Annotated in this window: 14 protein-coding genes; 8 read left to right on the top strand and 6 right to left on the bottom strand. The window is 61.3% G+C overall.

The genetic code is table 11. The annotated features are described in order from the left end of the window. Window positions 1-123 precede the first annotated feature (123 nt). Window positions 124-1,272, top strand: coding sequence for a class C beta-lactamase (gene ampC, locus HU762_RS21070; RefSeq protein WP_186640456.1), 1,149 nt, complete (start codon window positions 124-126; stop codon window positions 1,270-1,272). 36 nt (window positions 1,273-1,308) lie between these two features. Here the strand turns inward: ampC and HU762_RS21065 are convergent, their stop codons facing one another. The 4 genes from HU762_RS21065 to HU762_RS21050 form a co-directional block, all read right to left on the bottom strand. Next, window positions 1,309-1,857 carry a DUF4174 domain-containing protein gene (locus HU762_RS21065; protein WP_186640292.1) on the bottom strand — a complete coding sequence of 183 codons (549 nt, stop codon included), beginning with the start codon at window positions 1,855-1,857 and terminating at the stop codon, window positions 1,309-1,311. A 135-nt stretch (window positions 1,858-1,992) separates the two neighbouring features. Beyond that, entirely contained in the window at window positions 1,993-3,351 is a 1,359-nt protein-coding gene (locus HU762_RS21060; RefSeq protein ID WP_186640290.1) for an erythromycin esterase family protein, read from the bottom strand. A gap of 69 nt (window positions 3,352-3,420) precedes the next feature. After that, the gene (locus HU762_RS21055) at window positions 3,421-4,206 is read right to left on the bottom strand and encodes a sulfite exporter TauE/SafE family protein (RefSeq protein ID WP_186640288.1); all 786 of its coding nucleotides are present in this window, start codon (window positions 4,204-4,206) and stop codon (window positions 3,421-3,423) included. A gap of 99 nt (window positions 4,207-4,305) precedes the next feature. Beyond that, on the bottom strand, window positions 4,306-5,055 hold the full coding sequence (locus HU762_RS21050) for a hypothetical protein (protein ID WP_186609691.1): 750 nt from the start codon (window positions 5,053-5,055) through the stop codon (window positions 4,306-4,308). Window positions 5,056-5,352: 297 nt separating this feature from the next. Here HU762_RS21050 and HU762_RS21045 point away from each other — a divergent pair, with 297 nt between their 5' ends. Next, window positions 5,353-6,501 carry an aldose epimerase family protein gene (locus tag HU762_RS21045; RefSeq protein WP_186640286.1) on the top strand — a complete coding sequence of 383 codons (1,149 nt, stop codon included), beginning with the start codon at window positions 5,353-5,355 and terminating at the stop codon, window positions 6,499-6,501. Between the two features lie 110 nt (window positions 6,502-6,611). Then, window positions 6,612-7,433, top strand: a complete 822-nt coding sequence (locus HU762_RS21040) for an aldo/keto reductase (protein WP_186640284.1) — start codon at window positions 6,612-6,614, stop codon at window positions 7,431-7,433. 46 nt (window positions 7,434-7,479) lie between these two features. Here HU762_RS21040 and HU762_RS21035 read toward each other — a convergent pair whose 3' ends face one another. Further along, window positions 7,480-9,843, bottom strand: a complete 2,364-nt coding sequence (locus HU762_RS21035) for a DNA polymerase II (RefSeq protein ID WP_186640283.1) — start codon at window positions 9,841-9,843, stop codon at window positions 7,480-7,482. A gap of 339 nt (window positions 9,844-10,182) precedes the next feature. Here HU762_RS21035 and HU762_RS21030 point away from each other — a divergent pair, with 339 nt between their 5' ends. The 5 genes from HU762_RS21030 (at window position 10,183) to HU762_RS21010 (ending at window position 14,136) form a co-directional block, all read left to right on the top strand. After that, entirely contained in the window at window positions 10,183-10,623 is a 441-nt protein-coding gene (locus HU762_RS21030) for a CBS domain-containing protein (RefSeq protein WP_186640281.1), read from the top strand. Between the two features lie 70 nt (window positions 10,624-10,693). Continuing rightward, window positions 10,694-11,290: a paraquat-inducible protein A gene (locus HU762_RS21025; RefSeq protein ID WP_186640279.1), complete on the top strand. Its 597-nt coding sequence runs from the start codon at window positions 10,694-10,696 to the stop codon at window positions 11,288-11,290. Continuing rightward, the gene (locus HU762_RS21020; RefSeq protein WP_186640277.1) at window positions 11,275-11,946 is read left to right on the top strand and encodes a paraquat-inducible protein A; all 672 of its coding nucleotides are present in this window, start codon (window positions 11,275-11,277) and stop codon (window positions 11,944-11,946) included. The genes HU762_RS21025 and HU762_RS21020 overlap by 16 nt, the downstream gene beginning before the upstream one ends. Beyond that, complete coding sequence (locus HU762_RS21015; protein WP_186640275.1) at window positions 11,927-13,582, top strand: MlaD family protein; 1,656 nt, start codon at window positions 11,927-11,929, stop codon at window positions 13,580-13,582. The genes HU762_RS21020 and HU762_RS21015 overlap by 20 nt, the downstream gene beginning before the upstream one ends. Window positions 13,583-13,599: 17 nt before the next feature. Beyond that, window positions 13,600-14,136, top strand: a complete 537-nt coding sequence (locus HU762_RS21010) for a PqiC family protein (RefSeq protein WP_186640273.1) — start codon at window positions 13,600-13,602, stop codon at window positions 14,134-14,136. Here HU762_RS21010 and HU762_RS21005 read toward each other — a convergent pair whose 3' ends face one another. Further along, window positions 14,137-14,766: a glutathione S-transferase family protein gene (locus tag HU762_RS21005; protein ID WP_186640271.1), complete on the bottom strand. Its 630-nt coding sequence runs from the start codon at window positions 14,764-14,766 to the stop codon at window positions 14,137-14,139. Window positions 14,767-14,823 lie beyond the last annotated feature (57 nt).

The following is a 14,823-nucleotide window of genomic DNA, read 5'->3' as shown; positions in this document are numbered from 1 at the left end:
CATGCCCACTGCGCTGTCAGACCAGACGGAAACAAGCCCCTGCCCAACCACTCCCAATTGTCGCGTAGCGGAAAACATCCTAGATTGACCCCCCTCAAGGAAGGCCAACAGGAGCGGTCCATGATGCAAATTGCCAAATCGATACTCGCCGGGACGTTTTTCCTCGTCTGCGTAACCACCCCAAGCTTTGCCAAGGAGCGAATTGAAGACCGGGTCAACGCGGTCATCCAGCCCTTGATGAAACAACAGGACATCGCCGGCATGGCGGTCGCGATCACGCATAACGGTCAGCGGCAGTATTTCAATTTTGGGGTCGCTTCCAAGGACACGAAAAGCGCGGTGACTGACCAGACCCTGTTCGAAGTCGGCTCGATCAGCAAGGCCTTCACCGCGACGCTTGGCGCCTACGCCCTGGCCCGAGGCAAACTGTCCCTGATGGACCCCGCCGGCCGCTTCGCCCCCGAATTGCGCGGCAGTGCCTTGGAAAGCATCCGCCTGCTCGATCTCGCCACCTACACCCCGGGCGGCCTGCCGTTGCAGTTCCCCGACGATGCCGACCGTCCCGACCGGATGTTCAGTTATTACCAGAGTTGGAAACCGCTCTACCCGGTCGGCACCCAGCGGCTGTATTCGAACCCGAGCATCGGCTTGTTCGGCCATCTGGCGGCCCGCAGCCTGGGGCGACCGTTTGACGAGGTGATGGAACAAACGCTGATGCCCGGGCTGGGCCTCAAGCACAGCTACGTGCGGGTGCCGCAGGACCAACTGGGCCGGTATGCCCAAGGCTACGCAAAGGATGGCAGGCCGGTGCGGGTCGGCCCCGGCGCGATGGATTCGGAGGCCTACGGGGTGAAGACCAGCTCATCGGACCTGATTCGTTTCGTCGAGGCCAACCTGCAACCTGAAAAGCTGGACGCTGACCTCAAGCAAGCCATCGCCACGACACAGACAGGTTTCTACAAGGCCGGCCAAATGACTCAGGGGCTGGGCTGGGAGTTCTACCCCGCCCCGTTCACCCTGGAGAAATTGCTCGCTGGCAACACGCCAGGGATGGCCCTGACCCCGCAAAAAGTCGAACCGCTCGACCCACCCCGGCCCGCGCCGGACGGTGCCTGGATCAACAAGACCGGGTCTACCAATGGTTTCGGTGCTTATGCGGCGTTCGTCCCTGGGAAGGATGTGGGGATTGTGCTGCTGGCGAATAAAAACTACCCGAACGAAGAACGGGTGAAGGCCGCGCACCAGATTCTGATGGCGTTGCAAGAGCAATGAGGTCACCTCACCACAGGGACCTCGTCGCTCTTGGAATCAATCATCCAGCGGTTTCGGCGCAGTCGCTGGCTTGGCTGCCTTGCCCGGCTTCGCACCTTTCGCGTCCTTGGCCGGCTCGGGTTCCGGCGCGGGGGGTGACGCCGCAGGGGTCGCTTCTTTTTCCGCTGCGGGAAGTTTATCGACAGTGTCGAACAATTCTTTCAACTCGATCGCGCCCGAATGCTCAAGCTTCTTTTCCCCGTCCTTGCCCACCAGGATGATCTTGGTCTGCGCACCGGCCCCCAGTTTGAGAGAACGAATCAGCGCCATGGTGCTCTGCGGGTCGAGGTCCTTGCCGTCACGCTGCCCGATGGTGTTGAGCACCGTGTAAAGCACCATGTTGCGCTCGGAAAAACCCTGCTTGCCCGCCGGCTCATCCAAGGCTTCCTTCAGCTTGACCCACGCAGGATCGACGGAGCTGGGCGCGATGACGATCAGCGGGCGAGACTTGCCGACTTCCGCCACCAGGGGTGAATCGCCATCGGCGGCGAACAGGGGGCCAGCGATGGCCAGCAGGGTAGCGAAGGTCAACGACCGAATAAGCATGCGCCTCTCCTTTTGATATTTACGCTGTACTGATTGCACATGGCGGCGATTGTTCCGCGAGAGTCGCCCGATACGCAGCTGCCTGCCTTGAAGCTTAGGCGACCGGACCCATAGCGCAACCGTGACACAAGGCGTTCAAAGGCCGAACGGAAAAGTGTCCTCCTCGTTTTCCAGCGGGTGAGGCGCGGGTAACGGCGTGACGGCTTCGGTCTGTTCGAACCAGAGCCAGGCGTCGAATTGTTCGGCCAGCACCGCCTCGAAATAGTGGCTCTGGCGTTCGGTCTCAGGGCGGTAGATCACACCGATAGCGCGTTCAAGCAGCGGTTCCGACAACGCGTCCAACAAGTCTTCGTCGGGCGCGGTTCGCCAGTCGGTCAGCGATGCGCCCACGCCTGCCAGCAAAAACTCCCGCTCCCAACTGCCGGCCAGCGCTGGCACGACTGGCTTGATTTTCATCGGCGCGTCCCAGTCATCGGCCGCCGCCACGCTGCCATGGTCAGTGCCCATGCCCAGCAACACCGCGTCGCGACCATAGGCCATGCGGCACAATTGGCCAATATTGAATTCCCCTTCCCAGCCCATGCGCGTCGCGGCGGCATTGCCGATGTGGGAGTTATGTGCCCAGACCACCGCTTTTGCACCCGGCCCACGATGCTCCAACAGGCTTTGCAAGGTGTCGAACATATGCTTGTCCCGCAGGTTCCAGGACGATTTGCCGCCACGGTACATCGCCCGGTAATACTGCTCGGCGGCGCGCACGACACGGGCATTCTGGACGGCACTGAAGAATCCTTCGTCGTCCTGGATCAACGGGTCGAGGCGCTCGGCCAGCAAGCTGTTGAGCTGCTCGACCACGGCGTCTTCGCACGTCGCCAGGTTGCCGCGTTCGGTGAAATGGCCGTACAACGCCGGATCGTCGTGCCACGGCGTCAGGCAGCCATAACGGTGTCGGGCGTCACGGGACAGATGTGGATGGCTCTTGTCGAGGTAATCGAGCACCTCGTCGATGGAATGCCGCAGGCTGTAGACGTCCAGGCCGCGGAACTCCACGCGTCGAGCGGCAGGCTGGCCGAGGTTGTGGTCCCGCAGCCAACGGACGAACGCCTGGACATCACTGTTGCGCCACATCCAGCTCGGGAAACGGGCGAAGGCCTGCTGTTTCCAGGCCGAGGGGCCCAGGTCACGGACGCAGCGGTCGATTTGCCCGGCGTCGGGCCAGTCGGCTTCGACGGCGACAATGGCGAAGCCGTGATGCTCGATCAGATGTCGGGTGATGGCGGCGCGGGTGCGGTAGAAATCGTGGGTGCCGTGGCTGGCTTCGCCGATCAGTACGACCTTGGCGTCGGCGAAGCGATTGAACATCTGGCCAAAGGCCGGGCTGTCCTCGGCGGGCAGCGGCTCGGCGTGATGACGCAAGATGTCGGCAATGCCGGTGCGCGGTTCGGCGCGATGACGGCGTAGGCGTTGCAGCAGATCTCTGGCTGGGCTGTTCATGGATCGTGGCCTCATCAGTACCTGGTTTACAGGTATGACTACGGCGACATCCGCATGACTCCGAGCAAATCAGAACGCCAGTTTGAAGCCGATCAGCGCCAACATCACCGCCAGGCAAGGGCGCAGGAGCTCGTCGGAAATGCGTCCCGACAAGTGGCTGCCCAGATAGATGCCCGGCAACGAACCGATCAGCAGAAAGCCCAGGATGTGCCAGTCCATGTTGCCCATGCTCGCATGGCCCAGGCCAGCGACCAGGGTCAGCGGCACCGCGTGGGCGATTTCGGTGCCCACCAGGCGCTTGGTAACCAGGAACGGATAGAGGATAAACAACGCGACGGTGCCCAGCGCGCCAGCACCGATGGAGGTCAACGCGACCATCGTGCCCAGGACCAGGCCAGTGATCACGGTCAAAACGTTGAGCCGCGAACCGCTGGGGTTGTAATGGCCGCCGGCGCGGTCATGGGCGAATTGCAGCAGGCGTTTCTTGAACAGGATCGCCAGGGCGGTGGCAAACAGCACAAAGCCCAGGGCTTGCTTGATGACCGCGTTCATCGCGTCGGGCGAGCCGTCCAGGCTGCTGAGAAACCACAGGGTCAACCCGACCGCCGGCACACTGCCAAGGGTCAGCCAACCGGTAATCGCCCAGTCGATATTGCGATTTTTGGCATGGACCAGGACGCCGCCGGATTTGGTGATTGCCGCGTACAGCAGGTCCGTACCCACCGCCGTCGCAGGGTTGATACCAAACCATAACAGGATGGGAGTCATCAGCGATCCGCCACCCACGCCGGTCATTCCGACGATGAAACCGACCACCAGGCCCGCTACGACTAAACCGACATTACCGAAATCCATCAAACCCGTCTCAGCGCGACCGCGTGAAAAATCTGGCCGCGAGCATAGCGATTTTTCTTATAACTCCCTATATCGATGTGATCTATCTTTATTCCATTCTTACTGGACCGGCAGGAAATTGAGGAACAGCAAGCTCTGCGCGTAATTGAGCCCTATGCGCCGGTAGCGCTCGTCGAGCATCTGCGTCAGCAGGTCCAGCCGCGCGACTATTTTCCCGAACTCGACGGCGAAGCTCAGGTTGCTCCCCTCCTCCGAAATTTCATTGGAAAACAACATCGGCGTGCCGTCCTTGTTCTGTCGCTGGCCCAGCAACCACGTGGCTTTCTCGATGTTGCGCGCCGCGTTGCTGACGAAGCGCGGGTCAATGGTATCGGTCATATAGAACTCGAGCCGATTGCCATGGGCCGTCACCAGCATGCTGCCGATGGCGTAGATGAATGCACCGACCCGATCGCCGAGAAACTCCGGGCTCATGGCGTAGCTCAGGGCGGCGAGATCCTTCTTGTTGCCCAGGGTTGGCAAAGGTTGTTGCTGCTCGATGGCCTGGCGCACCTGCTTGACGGCAATACGCGCATCCAGGAAGCCCGACTTACGCAGCTCTTCAGGGTTGCGCAGGTAAAGCTTGTGCATCAGCAGGTACAGACTTTCCAGGTTGTCATGCATCGAGAGCGTGGCCATGCGGTCGACACTGGTCTGCAAGAATTCCTGGGGCCGGGCGTTGCTGAACTGATTGACCATGTCCTGGCCCTGCTGCTGACTGCAGCCGCCGCTGAGCAGCAACAAAAGCCCTGCCAGCAGCAAGCCGCAGCGCCGTGGCAATACCATTTCGAAAGGGAAAACACCGGCCATTGAATCTCGGTCTGGGCATGGGGAAACGGTGGGGGTCGCCGCTTCCTGGCCATGGATAGAGCGGCAAAAGTCCCAAAAGTGCAGTGGTCGCCATCAAATCTCCCGCTCGGGTCAGGCTCGCCTCGCTCAATTAGTCTTACTTTTTAATTGATAATTCTGTATTTATGGCTATAAATCCCTTCGCAAGCCGTAAATAGAAAGACTACTGAACAGAAAAACCTTCATCGCTGTCCGACCAAGTAACGGACTCGACCCGCGTTAAAACAACAACAAAACAACAGGAAGGAAGGTCACACCATGCTTGAATCCAAATATCTGCTCACGGCCCTCGGAGTCTCTCTGATGATCGCCACCTCATCCCAGGCCGCGGGCCTGACCAACGAACGCGTTGCGTTCGGCAAGACCAACGACGGCACCGCGGTTGAAAAATACATCCTGCGCAACAGCCATGGCATGGAGGCGACCGTCATCACCTATGGCGGGATCCTGCAATCGCTGGTCGTGCCGGACAAAAACGGCATGACCGCCGACATCGTGCTGGGCTTCGACGATGTTCAGGGCTATCAGAAGAACGGCAATGTGTATTTCGGCGCGACCATCGGCCGCTTCGGCAACCGCCTGGCCGGCGGCGCCTTCGAGCTGGACGGCAAGCGTTACCAAGTACCGCAGAACGATAAGGACAACTCCTTGCACGGCGGACCTCAAGGGTTCGACAAACGGGTATGGAAAGCCGAGCCGAGCAATGACAAGGATTCGGTGGGCGTGACCCTGACGTATGTATCGGCGGACGGCGAAATGGGTTTTCCCGGCAACCTGAAGACGGACGTTACCTACAGCCTCAACGATAAGAACGAGCTGCGCATCGACTACAAGGCCACCACCGACAAACCGACGGTGCTGAACCTGACCAACCACAGCTATTTCAACCTGGCTGGCGCGGGTAACGGCGACATCCTCAAGCAAGTCGCGACCCTGCACGCGTCCCGTTATACGCCAGTGACGGCCAAGCTCATCCCCACCGGCGAGCTGGCGCCTGTCGCCGGCACGCCGATGGACTTCACCAAACCCACTGCCATTGGCACGCATATCAAGGCCGATCACCCTCAACTCAAATTTGCCGAGCCGAAACAGGGCGGCTTCGATTTCAACTGGGTGCTCGACGCCAAGGGGGACGTGAGCAAACTCGCCGCCGATGTCCAGGATCCGCAATCCGGACGGCGCCTGCAGCTCTATACCAGCGAACCCGGCGTGCAGTTCTACACCAGCAACTTCCTTGATGGCACGGTCAAGGGCAAGCAAGGCAAGGTCTATTCGCACTGGGGTGCGTTCACTCTCGAGACCCAGCACTACCCGGACTCGCCCAATCAGCCGTCCTTCCCTTCAACACGACTTGACCCGGGCCAGACCTACACCCAGGCCATGGTGCTGAAGTTCTCGGCCGAGTAACTTCCCCACGATTGATCGTTCCCGCCCGTTACACGGGAACGATCAAGATGGGAACACCTGGTCTATCCTGCTGCCACACGCTTTATCGACCCGCAGAGCAGGAGATGTGCATGAGAACTGTGGAATTGGCCGGTGTTTCGGTACCGGTAATCGGCCAGGGCACTTGGCGCCTGGGTGAAGAACCGTCCCATCACAAGAAGGAAGTGGCCGCCCTGCGCTTGGGCATCGAACTGGGCATGACGCTGATTGATACGGCGGAAATGTACGCCGAGGGCGGCGCCGAACACGTCGTTGGCGAAGCGATCACCGGGCTGCGCGACCAGGTGTTCCTGGTGAGCAAGGTCTATCCGCACAACGCCAGTCGTAAAGGCATTCCGTTGGCCTGCGAGCGCAGCCTACGGCGGCTCGACACCGATTACATCGACCTGTATCTGCTGCACTGGCGCGGCCAGTACCCGTTGGAAGAAACCGTCGAAGCGTTTGAACGCCTGCGCGAAGAAGGCAAGATCGGGCGCTGGGGCGTGTCGAACTTCGATGTCGCTGACCTCGAGGAATTGGCCTCGCCGGCCTGCGCCACCAATCAAGTGCTGTATAACCTGCAAGAACGCGGCATCGAATTCGACCTGCTGCCCTGGTGCCAGCAGCGGCGCATGCCGGTCATGGCTTACTGCCCGGTCGGCCAGGGTGGACATTTGCTGAAGGATCACACCCTGCAACAGATTGCCGAGCGCCACCGCGCGACGCCGGCGCAGATCGCCCTGGCCTGGCTCTTGCGCCAGGACAATGTCATCGCCATCCCCAAGGCCGTGCAACCTGAACATGTGCGCCTGAACGCCGAAGCAGCGAATCTGCAGCTTGAGCCCCAGGATTTGGCGGCGTTGGACCTGATGTTCCCGCAGCCACAGGGCAAGCAGCGGTTGGCGATGGTCTGACTCCACTGAAATCGGCGGGCACTGACCTGTGGCGAGTCATGGAAAATCAGAACAACCCCATCTGCCCCCCGATCAACGTTGAAAAATCATCGTCCACAAACGGCAGGATCGCATCCGCCAATGGCTGCAGCTGCTTGGTCACGTAGTGGTCGTAGTCGATTGGCGCACTACGGGTTTCCAGTGGTTCAGGTCCTGTGACGGTGATCACGTAGCTGATCCAGCCACCGTTCTGATACTGCCGTGGACGGCCCTGGCGCTCGTTGAACTCATCGGCGAGCCGCGCTGCCCGAACGTGGGGAGGAACGTTGCGTTCGTAGTCATCCAGCGGACGGCGCAGGCGCTTGCGGTAGACCAGTCGATCATCGAACGCCCCGGCCAGCGTCTGCTGGACATAATTGCGCACGTAGTCCTGATAGGGCTTGCGATGGAAGATCCGCCCGTACAGCTCCTGCTGGAACTGCCGGGCCAGGGGCGACCAGTCGGTGCGCACGGTTTCCAGGCCCTTGTAGATGATTTCGTCGCTGCCGTCGGCACGGGTCACCAGGCCGGCGTAGCGCTTCTTGCTGCCCTCCTCCGTGCCACGAATCGTGGGCATCAGGAAGCGCTTGAAATGGGTTTCGAACTGCAGCTCCAGCGCACTCTGCAATCCATACTCGTCGCGCACATGATCGTCCCACCATTGGTTGACGTAAGCGACCAGGTCCCGGCCGATCTGCGCGGCCTCTTCCTGGCCGTGAGCCCGGCCCAACCAGACGAATGTCGAGTCGGTATCGCCATAGATCACCACGTGCCCCTGGGCTTCGATCAGCTGCCGGGTGCGCTGCATGATCTGGTGTCCGCGCAGGGTGATGGACGACGCCAGCCGTGTATCAAAGAAGCGACAGCCGCTGGAGCCGAGCACGCCGTAAAACGCGTTCATGATGATTTTCAGCGCCTGGGACAGCGGCGCGTTGTGTTCGCGCTTGGCCGTTTCCCGGCCTTCGGCGACCCGCGCCACGATGGCGGGCAGGCAGTGGCGGGTGCGGGAGAACCGCGCCCCGCGAAAACCGGGCACCGACTCGCCATCGTCCGGGTGGCGCAGGCCTTCGATCAAGCCCACCGGATCGATGAGGAAGGTGCGGATGATCGACGGGTACAGGCTCTTGTAGTCCAGCACCAGCACTGACTCATAGAGCCCCGGCTGGGAGTCCATGACAAACCCGCCAGGGCTCGCCTCGGGCGGACGCTGGCCAAGGTTCGGCGCGACGAAACCCTGGCGGTGCATCAGCGGCATGTACAAATGCGTGAACGCCGCCACCGATCCCCCGCTGCGATCCGCCGGCAGGCCGGTGACGCTGGCCCGCTCCAGCAGGAACTTGAGCAGCTCGGTCTTGGCGAAGATCCGCGTGACCAACTCGCAGTCCTTGAGGTTGTAGCGAGCCAGGGCCGGCTTGTCCTCGGCGAACATGCGGTTGATTTCATCCATACGCTGGTAGGGGTTGTCGATGGACTTGCCTTCACCGAGCAGCGTCTGGGCGACGTTTTCCAGGCTGAACGAGGGAAAGCTCCACGTGGCCGAACGCAAGGACTCGATCCCGTCGATGATCAACCGCCCAGCCGCCGAGGCGAAGAAATGGTTGTTGCGCGCGCCGTGCTCGCGCCATTGCATTTCTTCGCCACCACGCCCCAGGCGCAGCGGCACGGCCAGCCGGCGGGCGTGTTCATGCAGCACGCGCAAATCGAACTGCACCAGGTTCCAGCCGATGATCGCGTCGGGGTCGAAGCGAGCGAACCATTCGTTGAGTTTCTTCAGCAGCAACGTGCGGGATTCGCAATATTCGAGCTGGAAATCCACAGCGCTGTCGTCGCCGTTGGGCGGCCCGAGCATATACACCTGGCGCTCGCCGCAGCCTTCCAGGGCGATGGAATAGAGATCACCCTGGGCGGTGGTTTCGATGTCCAGGGACACCAGTCGCAACGGTGGACGGTACTCAGGCGCCGGTTTCATCTGGGCGTCGACCAGTTGGCCATCCGCGGCCGGCGTGCCGCCGAACCAGACCGGCGCGGTGATGAAGCGCTCCATCAGGTAACGCTCCGGCGGCCGGATGTCAGCCTCGAACACCTCGACGCCGGCGCGGCGCAACGTGGTGTCCAGGCGCATCAGTTGCGCATGTTGCCGGCAATACAGGCCCAGCACCGGGCGATGCTCGAAATCCAGCAGCTCCAGGGGACGCAACTCGACATCCTTCTCGCCCTGCAGCAGCGCCTCAACTTGGCCGCGCTGGACCTGCGGCACGAACGCCACCGATGGCTGCACCGGCAGGCGCACACGGCGGGGACCGGCGTCGGTGGCCAGCCAGAACTCGACTTCAGTGCCCGCCGGGGTATCGCGCCAATGCCGGGTCAGGACGAAGCCCTGCTGTAGATCCACCGCTGAAACCTCAGATTTTACGTGTCACTCATTCTACCTGTGACCTGAGGACTTCACCTGCTCTGGATCTGCTTTTGTGGCGAGGGAGCTTGCTCCCGTTGGGTCGCGCAGCGGCCCCCCTGTATCTGCCTGACACACCGGGGTGTCATTGCTTTTTTGGGGCCGCTACGCAGCCCAGCGGGAGCAAGCTCCCTCGCCACAACAGCGCGCAATATCAAATCAGTGAATTTTCATTGGTCATGACGCTTTTGGACGGCTGACTGCCGCTTTATCGCTTGCTCTGCGCCGTTGGGTCTACGATTCTTAAACCACCCGCAAAAACGCTACCCGAGGCCACCCATGAAAACCGTCGCGCAGTTGCTCCGGATAAAAGACGAGAAGAACCAGCAAGTGCATACCATTTCACCGGACGACATGGTGCTGCAGGCGCTGATGCGCATGGCCGAAAAAAACGTCGGCGCCCTGCTGGTAGTAAAAAACGACGAAGTGCTGGGCATCATCAGCGAGCGCGACTACGCACGCAAAATGGTCTTGCATGGCCGCTCCTCGGTGGGCACGAAAGTCAGTGACATCATGGTTTCGCCGGTCATCACCATCGATCCTCACCAAACCGTCGAGACTTGCCTGAGCATCATGACCGATAAACACCTGCGGCATTTGCCGGTGGTGGAGGACGGCAAGCTGGTCGGCCTGTTGTCCATTGGTGACTTGGTCAAGGAAGCCATTGCCGAGCAGGCGGACCTGATCAGACAACTGGAGCAATACATTCGCGGCGAATGATTGGCGCGGACGGGTTGCTCATTTCCAACTCACTTCTATATTGAAGGAGTTGTCCCTGCCGAGCATCCCCATGGCCGTTACCGACCGACTGATCATTTGTGAGCATTGCGATGCGGTATACGAGCCGGTTGCGCTGGTCCCGCATCAAAAAGCCATGTGTTTGCAATGCCACGCGGTGATCCAGCGGTACAACGGCCTGAGCATTGAACAGCGCCTGGCCTTGAGCATCACTGCGGCGGTGCTGTGGACCTTCGCCAATGTGTATCCGGTGATGAGCATCCGGCTCCAGGGCCTGAGCAACAGCGCTACGTTGTGGGATTCCGTCTTGGCCCTGAGCCAGGGACCCATCACCTTCATCGCCCTGGTGGCTGCGGTCGCCATCATCATTGCTCCCGCCCTCCAACTTGCGCTGTTGCTATGGGTATTGGGCTACGCCCATGCCAATCGACGGGCACCCGCCTTCAACCTGTGCATGCGCAGCCTGGAAACCCTGCGACCGTGGAGCATGCTGGAGGTGTGCCTGCTGGGTGCGCTGGTAGCCGTCATCAAGCTTGCCGGGTTGCTCGACGTGCTGCCGGGCATCGGCCTGTTCGCCCTGGCCGCCTTGAGCCTGCTGATGATCCGTATTGCCGGTCGTGATGTCCGCGACCTATGGGACAGCCTGTGAACGCTACACTGCGGGAAAACCCGCCCCGAGCCAGGGATTTCAACCTGTGCCTGTGCCACAGCTGCGGCCTGGCCTGCGACATGACCAACGAGCCCGAGGCCTGCCCGCGCTGCGATGCCGCCCTGCACCGGCGCAAACCCGATACCCTCACCCGCACTTGGGCCTACATGCTGGCGGCGCTGGTGTTCTACATCCCGGCCAACCTGCTACCGGTCATGAATACCCAGATGCTCGGCGACGGCGCGGACAGCACTATCATCAGCGGCGTCCTCGAGTTCTGGCACAGTGGTGCCTGGGACATCGCGCTGATCATCTTCATCGCCAGCATCGCGGTCCCCGGCATCAAGTTCGTCGTGCTGACGCTCTTGCTGGTGACCGTGCAACGCCGCAGCAACTGGGCCCAGGTCCAGCGCGCCAAGCTGTACCGGCTGGTCGAGATCATCGGCTACTGGTCGATGCTTGACGTGCTGGTGGTGGCCCTGGTGGCGGCGCTGGTGAAGTTCCAGGCCCTGAGCGACATCGAACCGCGACCGGGAATTCTGTTCTTCGGCCTCGTGGTGCTGTTTACCATGCTGTCGGCCATGAGTTTCGACCCACGGCTGATCTGGGATACCCAACCCTGCGAGGAGCTCGTGGATGAAGTCGCAAGCCACTGACGGACAGCCCACACCGGGCCGTGCCCATGTCACCACCCGTCGTTGGTCGGTCTCGCTGGTGTGGATCGTGCCGATCATCGCGGTGCTGGTGGGCGTATCCCTGGTGGTCCACAACTGGCTGCAGGAAGGGCCGACCATCACTATCACCTTCAAGACAGGTGAAGGCCTGACCGCCAACAAGACCCCGGTCAAATACCGCAATGTGGTGATCGGCCAGGTCACCGACGTGCAACTGAGCGACGATCAGAAAAACGTCACTGCCACGGTCAAGCTGGCCAAGACTGCCGACACCTTTACCCACGAAGACTCGGTGTTCTGGGTGGTGAGGCCGCGCATCGGCGCGGGCGGGATTTCCGGGATCGACACCTTGCTCTCGGGGGATTTCATCGGCGCCGACGCCGGGCATTCGAAGGTGCGCGCCAAAGCCTTTACCGGCCTGGAGGCGCCGCCGCCGATCACCTACGGCGAACCGGGCAAGCGCTTTACCCTGCACTCCCAGGACCTCGGCTCGCTGGACATCGGCTCGCCGGTGTACCTGCGCAAGATTCCGGTGGGCCAAGTGGTGTCCTACGCACTCGACGCCGATGGCAAAGGCGTCAACATCGAAGTGTTCATCAACGCGCCAAACGATGCCTACGTCACCGAGAACACCCGGTTCTGGAACGTCAGCGGCGTGGACGTCAACGTCGGCGCCAATGGTTTCGCGGTCAAGACCGAGTCCCTTTCCGCCTTGCTGGTTGGCGGCATTGCCTTCCGGGCTCCGGAATACAGCCCCAACGATATACCCGCTGCCGAAAGCAAGAACTTCGAGCTGTTCGCCGACCAGGAGAGCGCCCTGGCGCCGCCCAGTGGCAAGGCGCAATACCTGGCCCTGCGCTTTGACCAGGCCTTGCGTGGCTTGCGCGTCGGCGCACCGGTGGAGTTCCTCGGGATCGAGATTGGCCGGGTGGTCGCCATGAACCTGGACTTCGATGAGAAACAGCGCACATTCCCCGTCAACGTGGGAATCGTGATCTACCCACAATTGCTCGGCAAGGCCCATGAAAAACTGCTCAAGTCGCTCAACCACGATCCGGAAGACGAAGCCGCCGCTGCCCGCCTGGTCGGCAGTTTCGTTGAACGGGGCCTGCGCGCCCAGGCTCGCAGCGGCAACCTGCTGACCGGGCAGTTGTACATTTCGCTGGATTTTTACCCCAAGGCTGAAAAAGTCGCCTTCGACTCCTCCGCCCGGCCGCTCCGGATCCCGACCATTCCCGGCAGCCTCCAGCAGTTGCAGGAACAACTCCAGACGGTGGTCGAGCGAATCAACAAGCTGCCCCTGGAAAGCATCGCCAGCAACCTGGACGGTAACCTGGTGGAGCTGCGCAAAGGCTTGTCGCAATTCAACAACAAGACCCTCCCGGGCGTGCAAAACACCTTGCAGGACGTGAGCAAGACCTTGCAATCGGCAAACTCGACCCTGGCCGAGGACTCTCCCCAGCGTGAACAGTTGACCGAGACCCTCGATGACTTGGGGCGGATGTCACGATCGCTGCGCGAGCTGTCCGACTACCTGAGCCGTCACCCTGAATCGCTGCTGCGCGGTCGTCCGAAGGACGCTCCGGCGCAGAATCTGACCTTTCCGGTGAAAGAATGATCACAGGAGCACGCTTGATGCCGCTGACGCTGAAATGCTCGTTGATTGCCTTGGCGTTGCTGCTCGGTGCCTGCCGCAGCGACCCTATCCACTATCACACCCTGAGCCCGGCCCAGCCGGGCGGCTTGGCCCACGCCAGCGAGGACATCCAGATCGAGCACGTCAGTGTTCCTCCCCAGGTAGATCGCACCCAAATGGTCATCCGCCAAGGCGACAGCGGGTTGGCCATCCTGGAAACCGAATGGTGGGGTTCCAGCCTGCCAGATGAGCTTCGCAGCAGCCTTGACGAACAACTGAGCAACCCCGGGGCCCCGAAGCGGCTGTTGCGGGTAGATGTACAACGCTTCGACTCGATCCCTGGGCGCTATGCCCGCATGGACGTGCAATGGCGTTTGCGCAACCTTGGCGACGACGTTCGTACCCTCACCTGCCGCAGCAGCCTGCAGACACCGGCGGCGGGCAGTATTGACGACTTGGTGAAGAGCCATCAGAACAACGTCCGGCAGTTCGTCGCCCTGGTCAGGCAAGCCGCCTCTGGTCACGCATGCCCTTGATCACTGCGGCCAATGCAATGACAGCACTGGTGCGATCCGCGGATGGTGGTCGATGCGCTCCAGCAGGCCATAGAACTCAGGGCGAGCGCTGAGCATCGCTTCGCGCGTGTCGACCCACTTGGTGATCACCGCCGCCAGGATATCCAGCGCCCCGGGCTCGGCCCCACAAAGGAAAGGGGTCGCCGGGAACTGGTCGGCAAACAATGCCCAGTTGCGATACAAGCGTTGTTTCGTGCCCGCCACCAGTCGCTCTTGGGTAGCCTCGTCGCCGTCAGGCAGCCAGCGTTGTGGAAAATCGATGATGCCAATGGGCGTGTAGCAATTGGCGGCGATATACACCAGTCCGCGGATGATTTGCGCGCGACGGACCGGGTCTTCCGGGAGCAGTTTCGATTCCGGAAAAGACAAGCCCAGGTGAATCAGAATCGCTGCCGCCTCGGTCAGCACCGAGCCATCCGCCAGTTGCAGGGTCGGGACCTGCTTCTGCGGATTTAATGCCTCGAGCTCTTTTGCCGCCTCGTCGTCCTCAGTCGAATAGGTATCCACCCGGCGGTAAGGCACGCCGCACAGCGCCAGGGCAATCTCCACGGCCGAGGAACCGGACTGGCTGTGGCCGAATAACTGATACATGTCGTTTGCCTCCTGCGAAGGGATTCTGCCGGTAGAGCCCCGCTTGCCTATTCATGT

The organism is Pseudomonas sp. SWRI92 (genome assembly GCF_014268685.1).
GTDB classification, from domain to species: Bacteria; Pseudomonadota; Gammaproteobacteria; order Pseudomonadales; family Pseudomonadaceae; genus Aquipseudomonas; species Aquipseudomonas marvdashtae.
This window is presented reverse-complemented; position numbering and strand designations above follow the sequence as displayed.

Excerpts from the sequence above, each read along its gene's own strand:
- HU762_RS21050 (WP_186609691.1), bottom strand. The coding sequence starts at position 5,055 with ATGGCCGGTGTTTTCCCTTTCGAAATGGTATTGCCACGGCGCTGCGGC.
- HU762_RS21010 (WP_186640273.1), top strand. The coding sequence starts at position 13,600 with ATGCCGCTGACGCTGAAATGCTCGTTGATTGCCTTGGCGTTGCTGCTC.
- HU762_RS21015 (WP_186640275.1), top strand. The coding sequence starts at position 11,927 with ATGAAGTCGCAAGCCACTGACGGACAGCCCACACCGGGCCGTGCCCAT.
- HU762_RS21005 (WP_186640271.1), bottom strand. The coding sequence starts at position 14,766 with ATGTATCAGTTATTCGGCCACAGCCAGTCCGGTTCCTCGGCCGTGGAG.
- HU762_RS21045 (WP_186640286.1), top strand. The coding sequence starts at position 5,353 with ATGCTTGAATCCAAATATCTGCTCACGGCCCTCGGAGTCTCTCTGATG.
- HU762_RS21055 (WP_186640288.1), bottom strand. The coding sequence starts at position 4,206 with ATGGATTTCGGTAATGTCGGTTTAGTCGTAGCGGGCCTGGTGGTCGGT.
- ampC (WP_186640456.1), top strand. The coding sequence starts at position 124 with ATGCAAATTGCCAAATCGATACTCGCCGGGACGTTTTTCCTCGTCTGC.
- HU762_RS21020 (WP_186640277.1), top strand. The coding sequence starts at position 11,275 with ATGGGACAGCCTGTGAACGCTACACTGCGGGAAAACCCGCCCCGAGCC.
- HU762_RS21025 (WP_186640279.1), top strand. The coding sequence starts at position 10,694 with ATGGCCGTTACCGACCGACTGATCATTTGTGAGCATTGCGATGCGGTA.
- HU762_RS21065 (WP_186640292.1), bottom strand. The coding sequence starts at position 1,857 with ATGCTTATTCGGTCGTTGACCTTCGCTACCCTGCTGGCCATCGCTGGC.
- HU762_RS21030 (WP_186640281.1), top strand. The coding sequence starts at position 10,183 with ATGAAAACCGTCGCGCAGTTGCTCCGGATAAAAGACGAGAAGAACCAG.
- HU762_RS21060 (WP_186640290.1), bottom strand. The coding sequence starts at position 3,351 with ATGAACAGCCCAGCCAGAGATCTGCTGCAACGCCTACGCCGTCATCGC.
- HU762_RS21040 (WP_186640284.1), top strand. The coding sequence starts at position 6,612 with ATGAGAACTGTGGAATTGGCCGGTGTTTCGGTACCGGTAATCGGCCAG.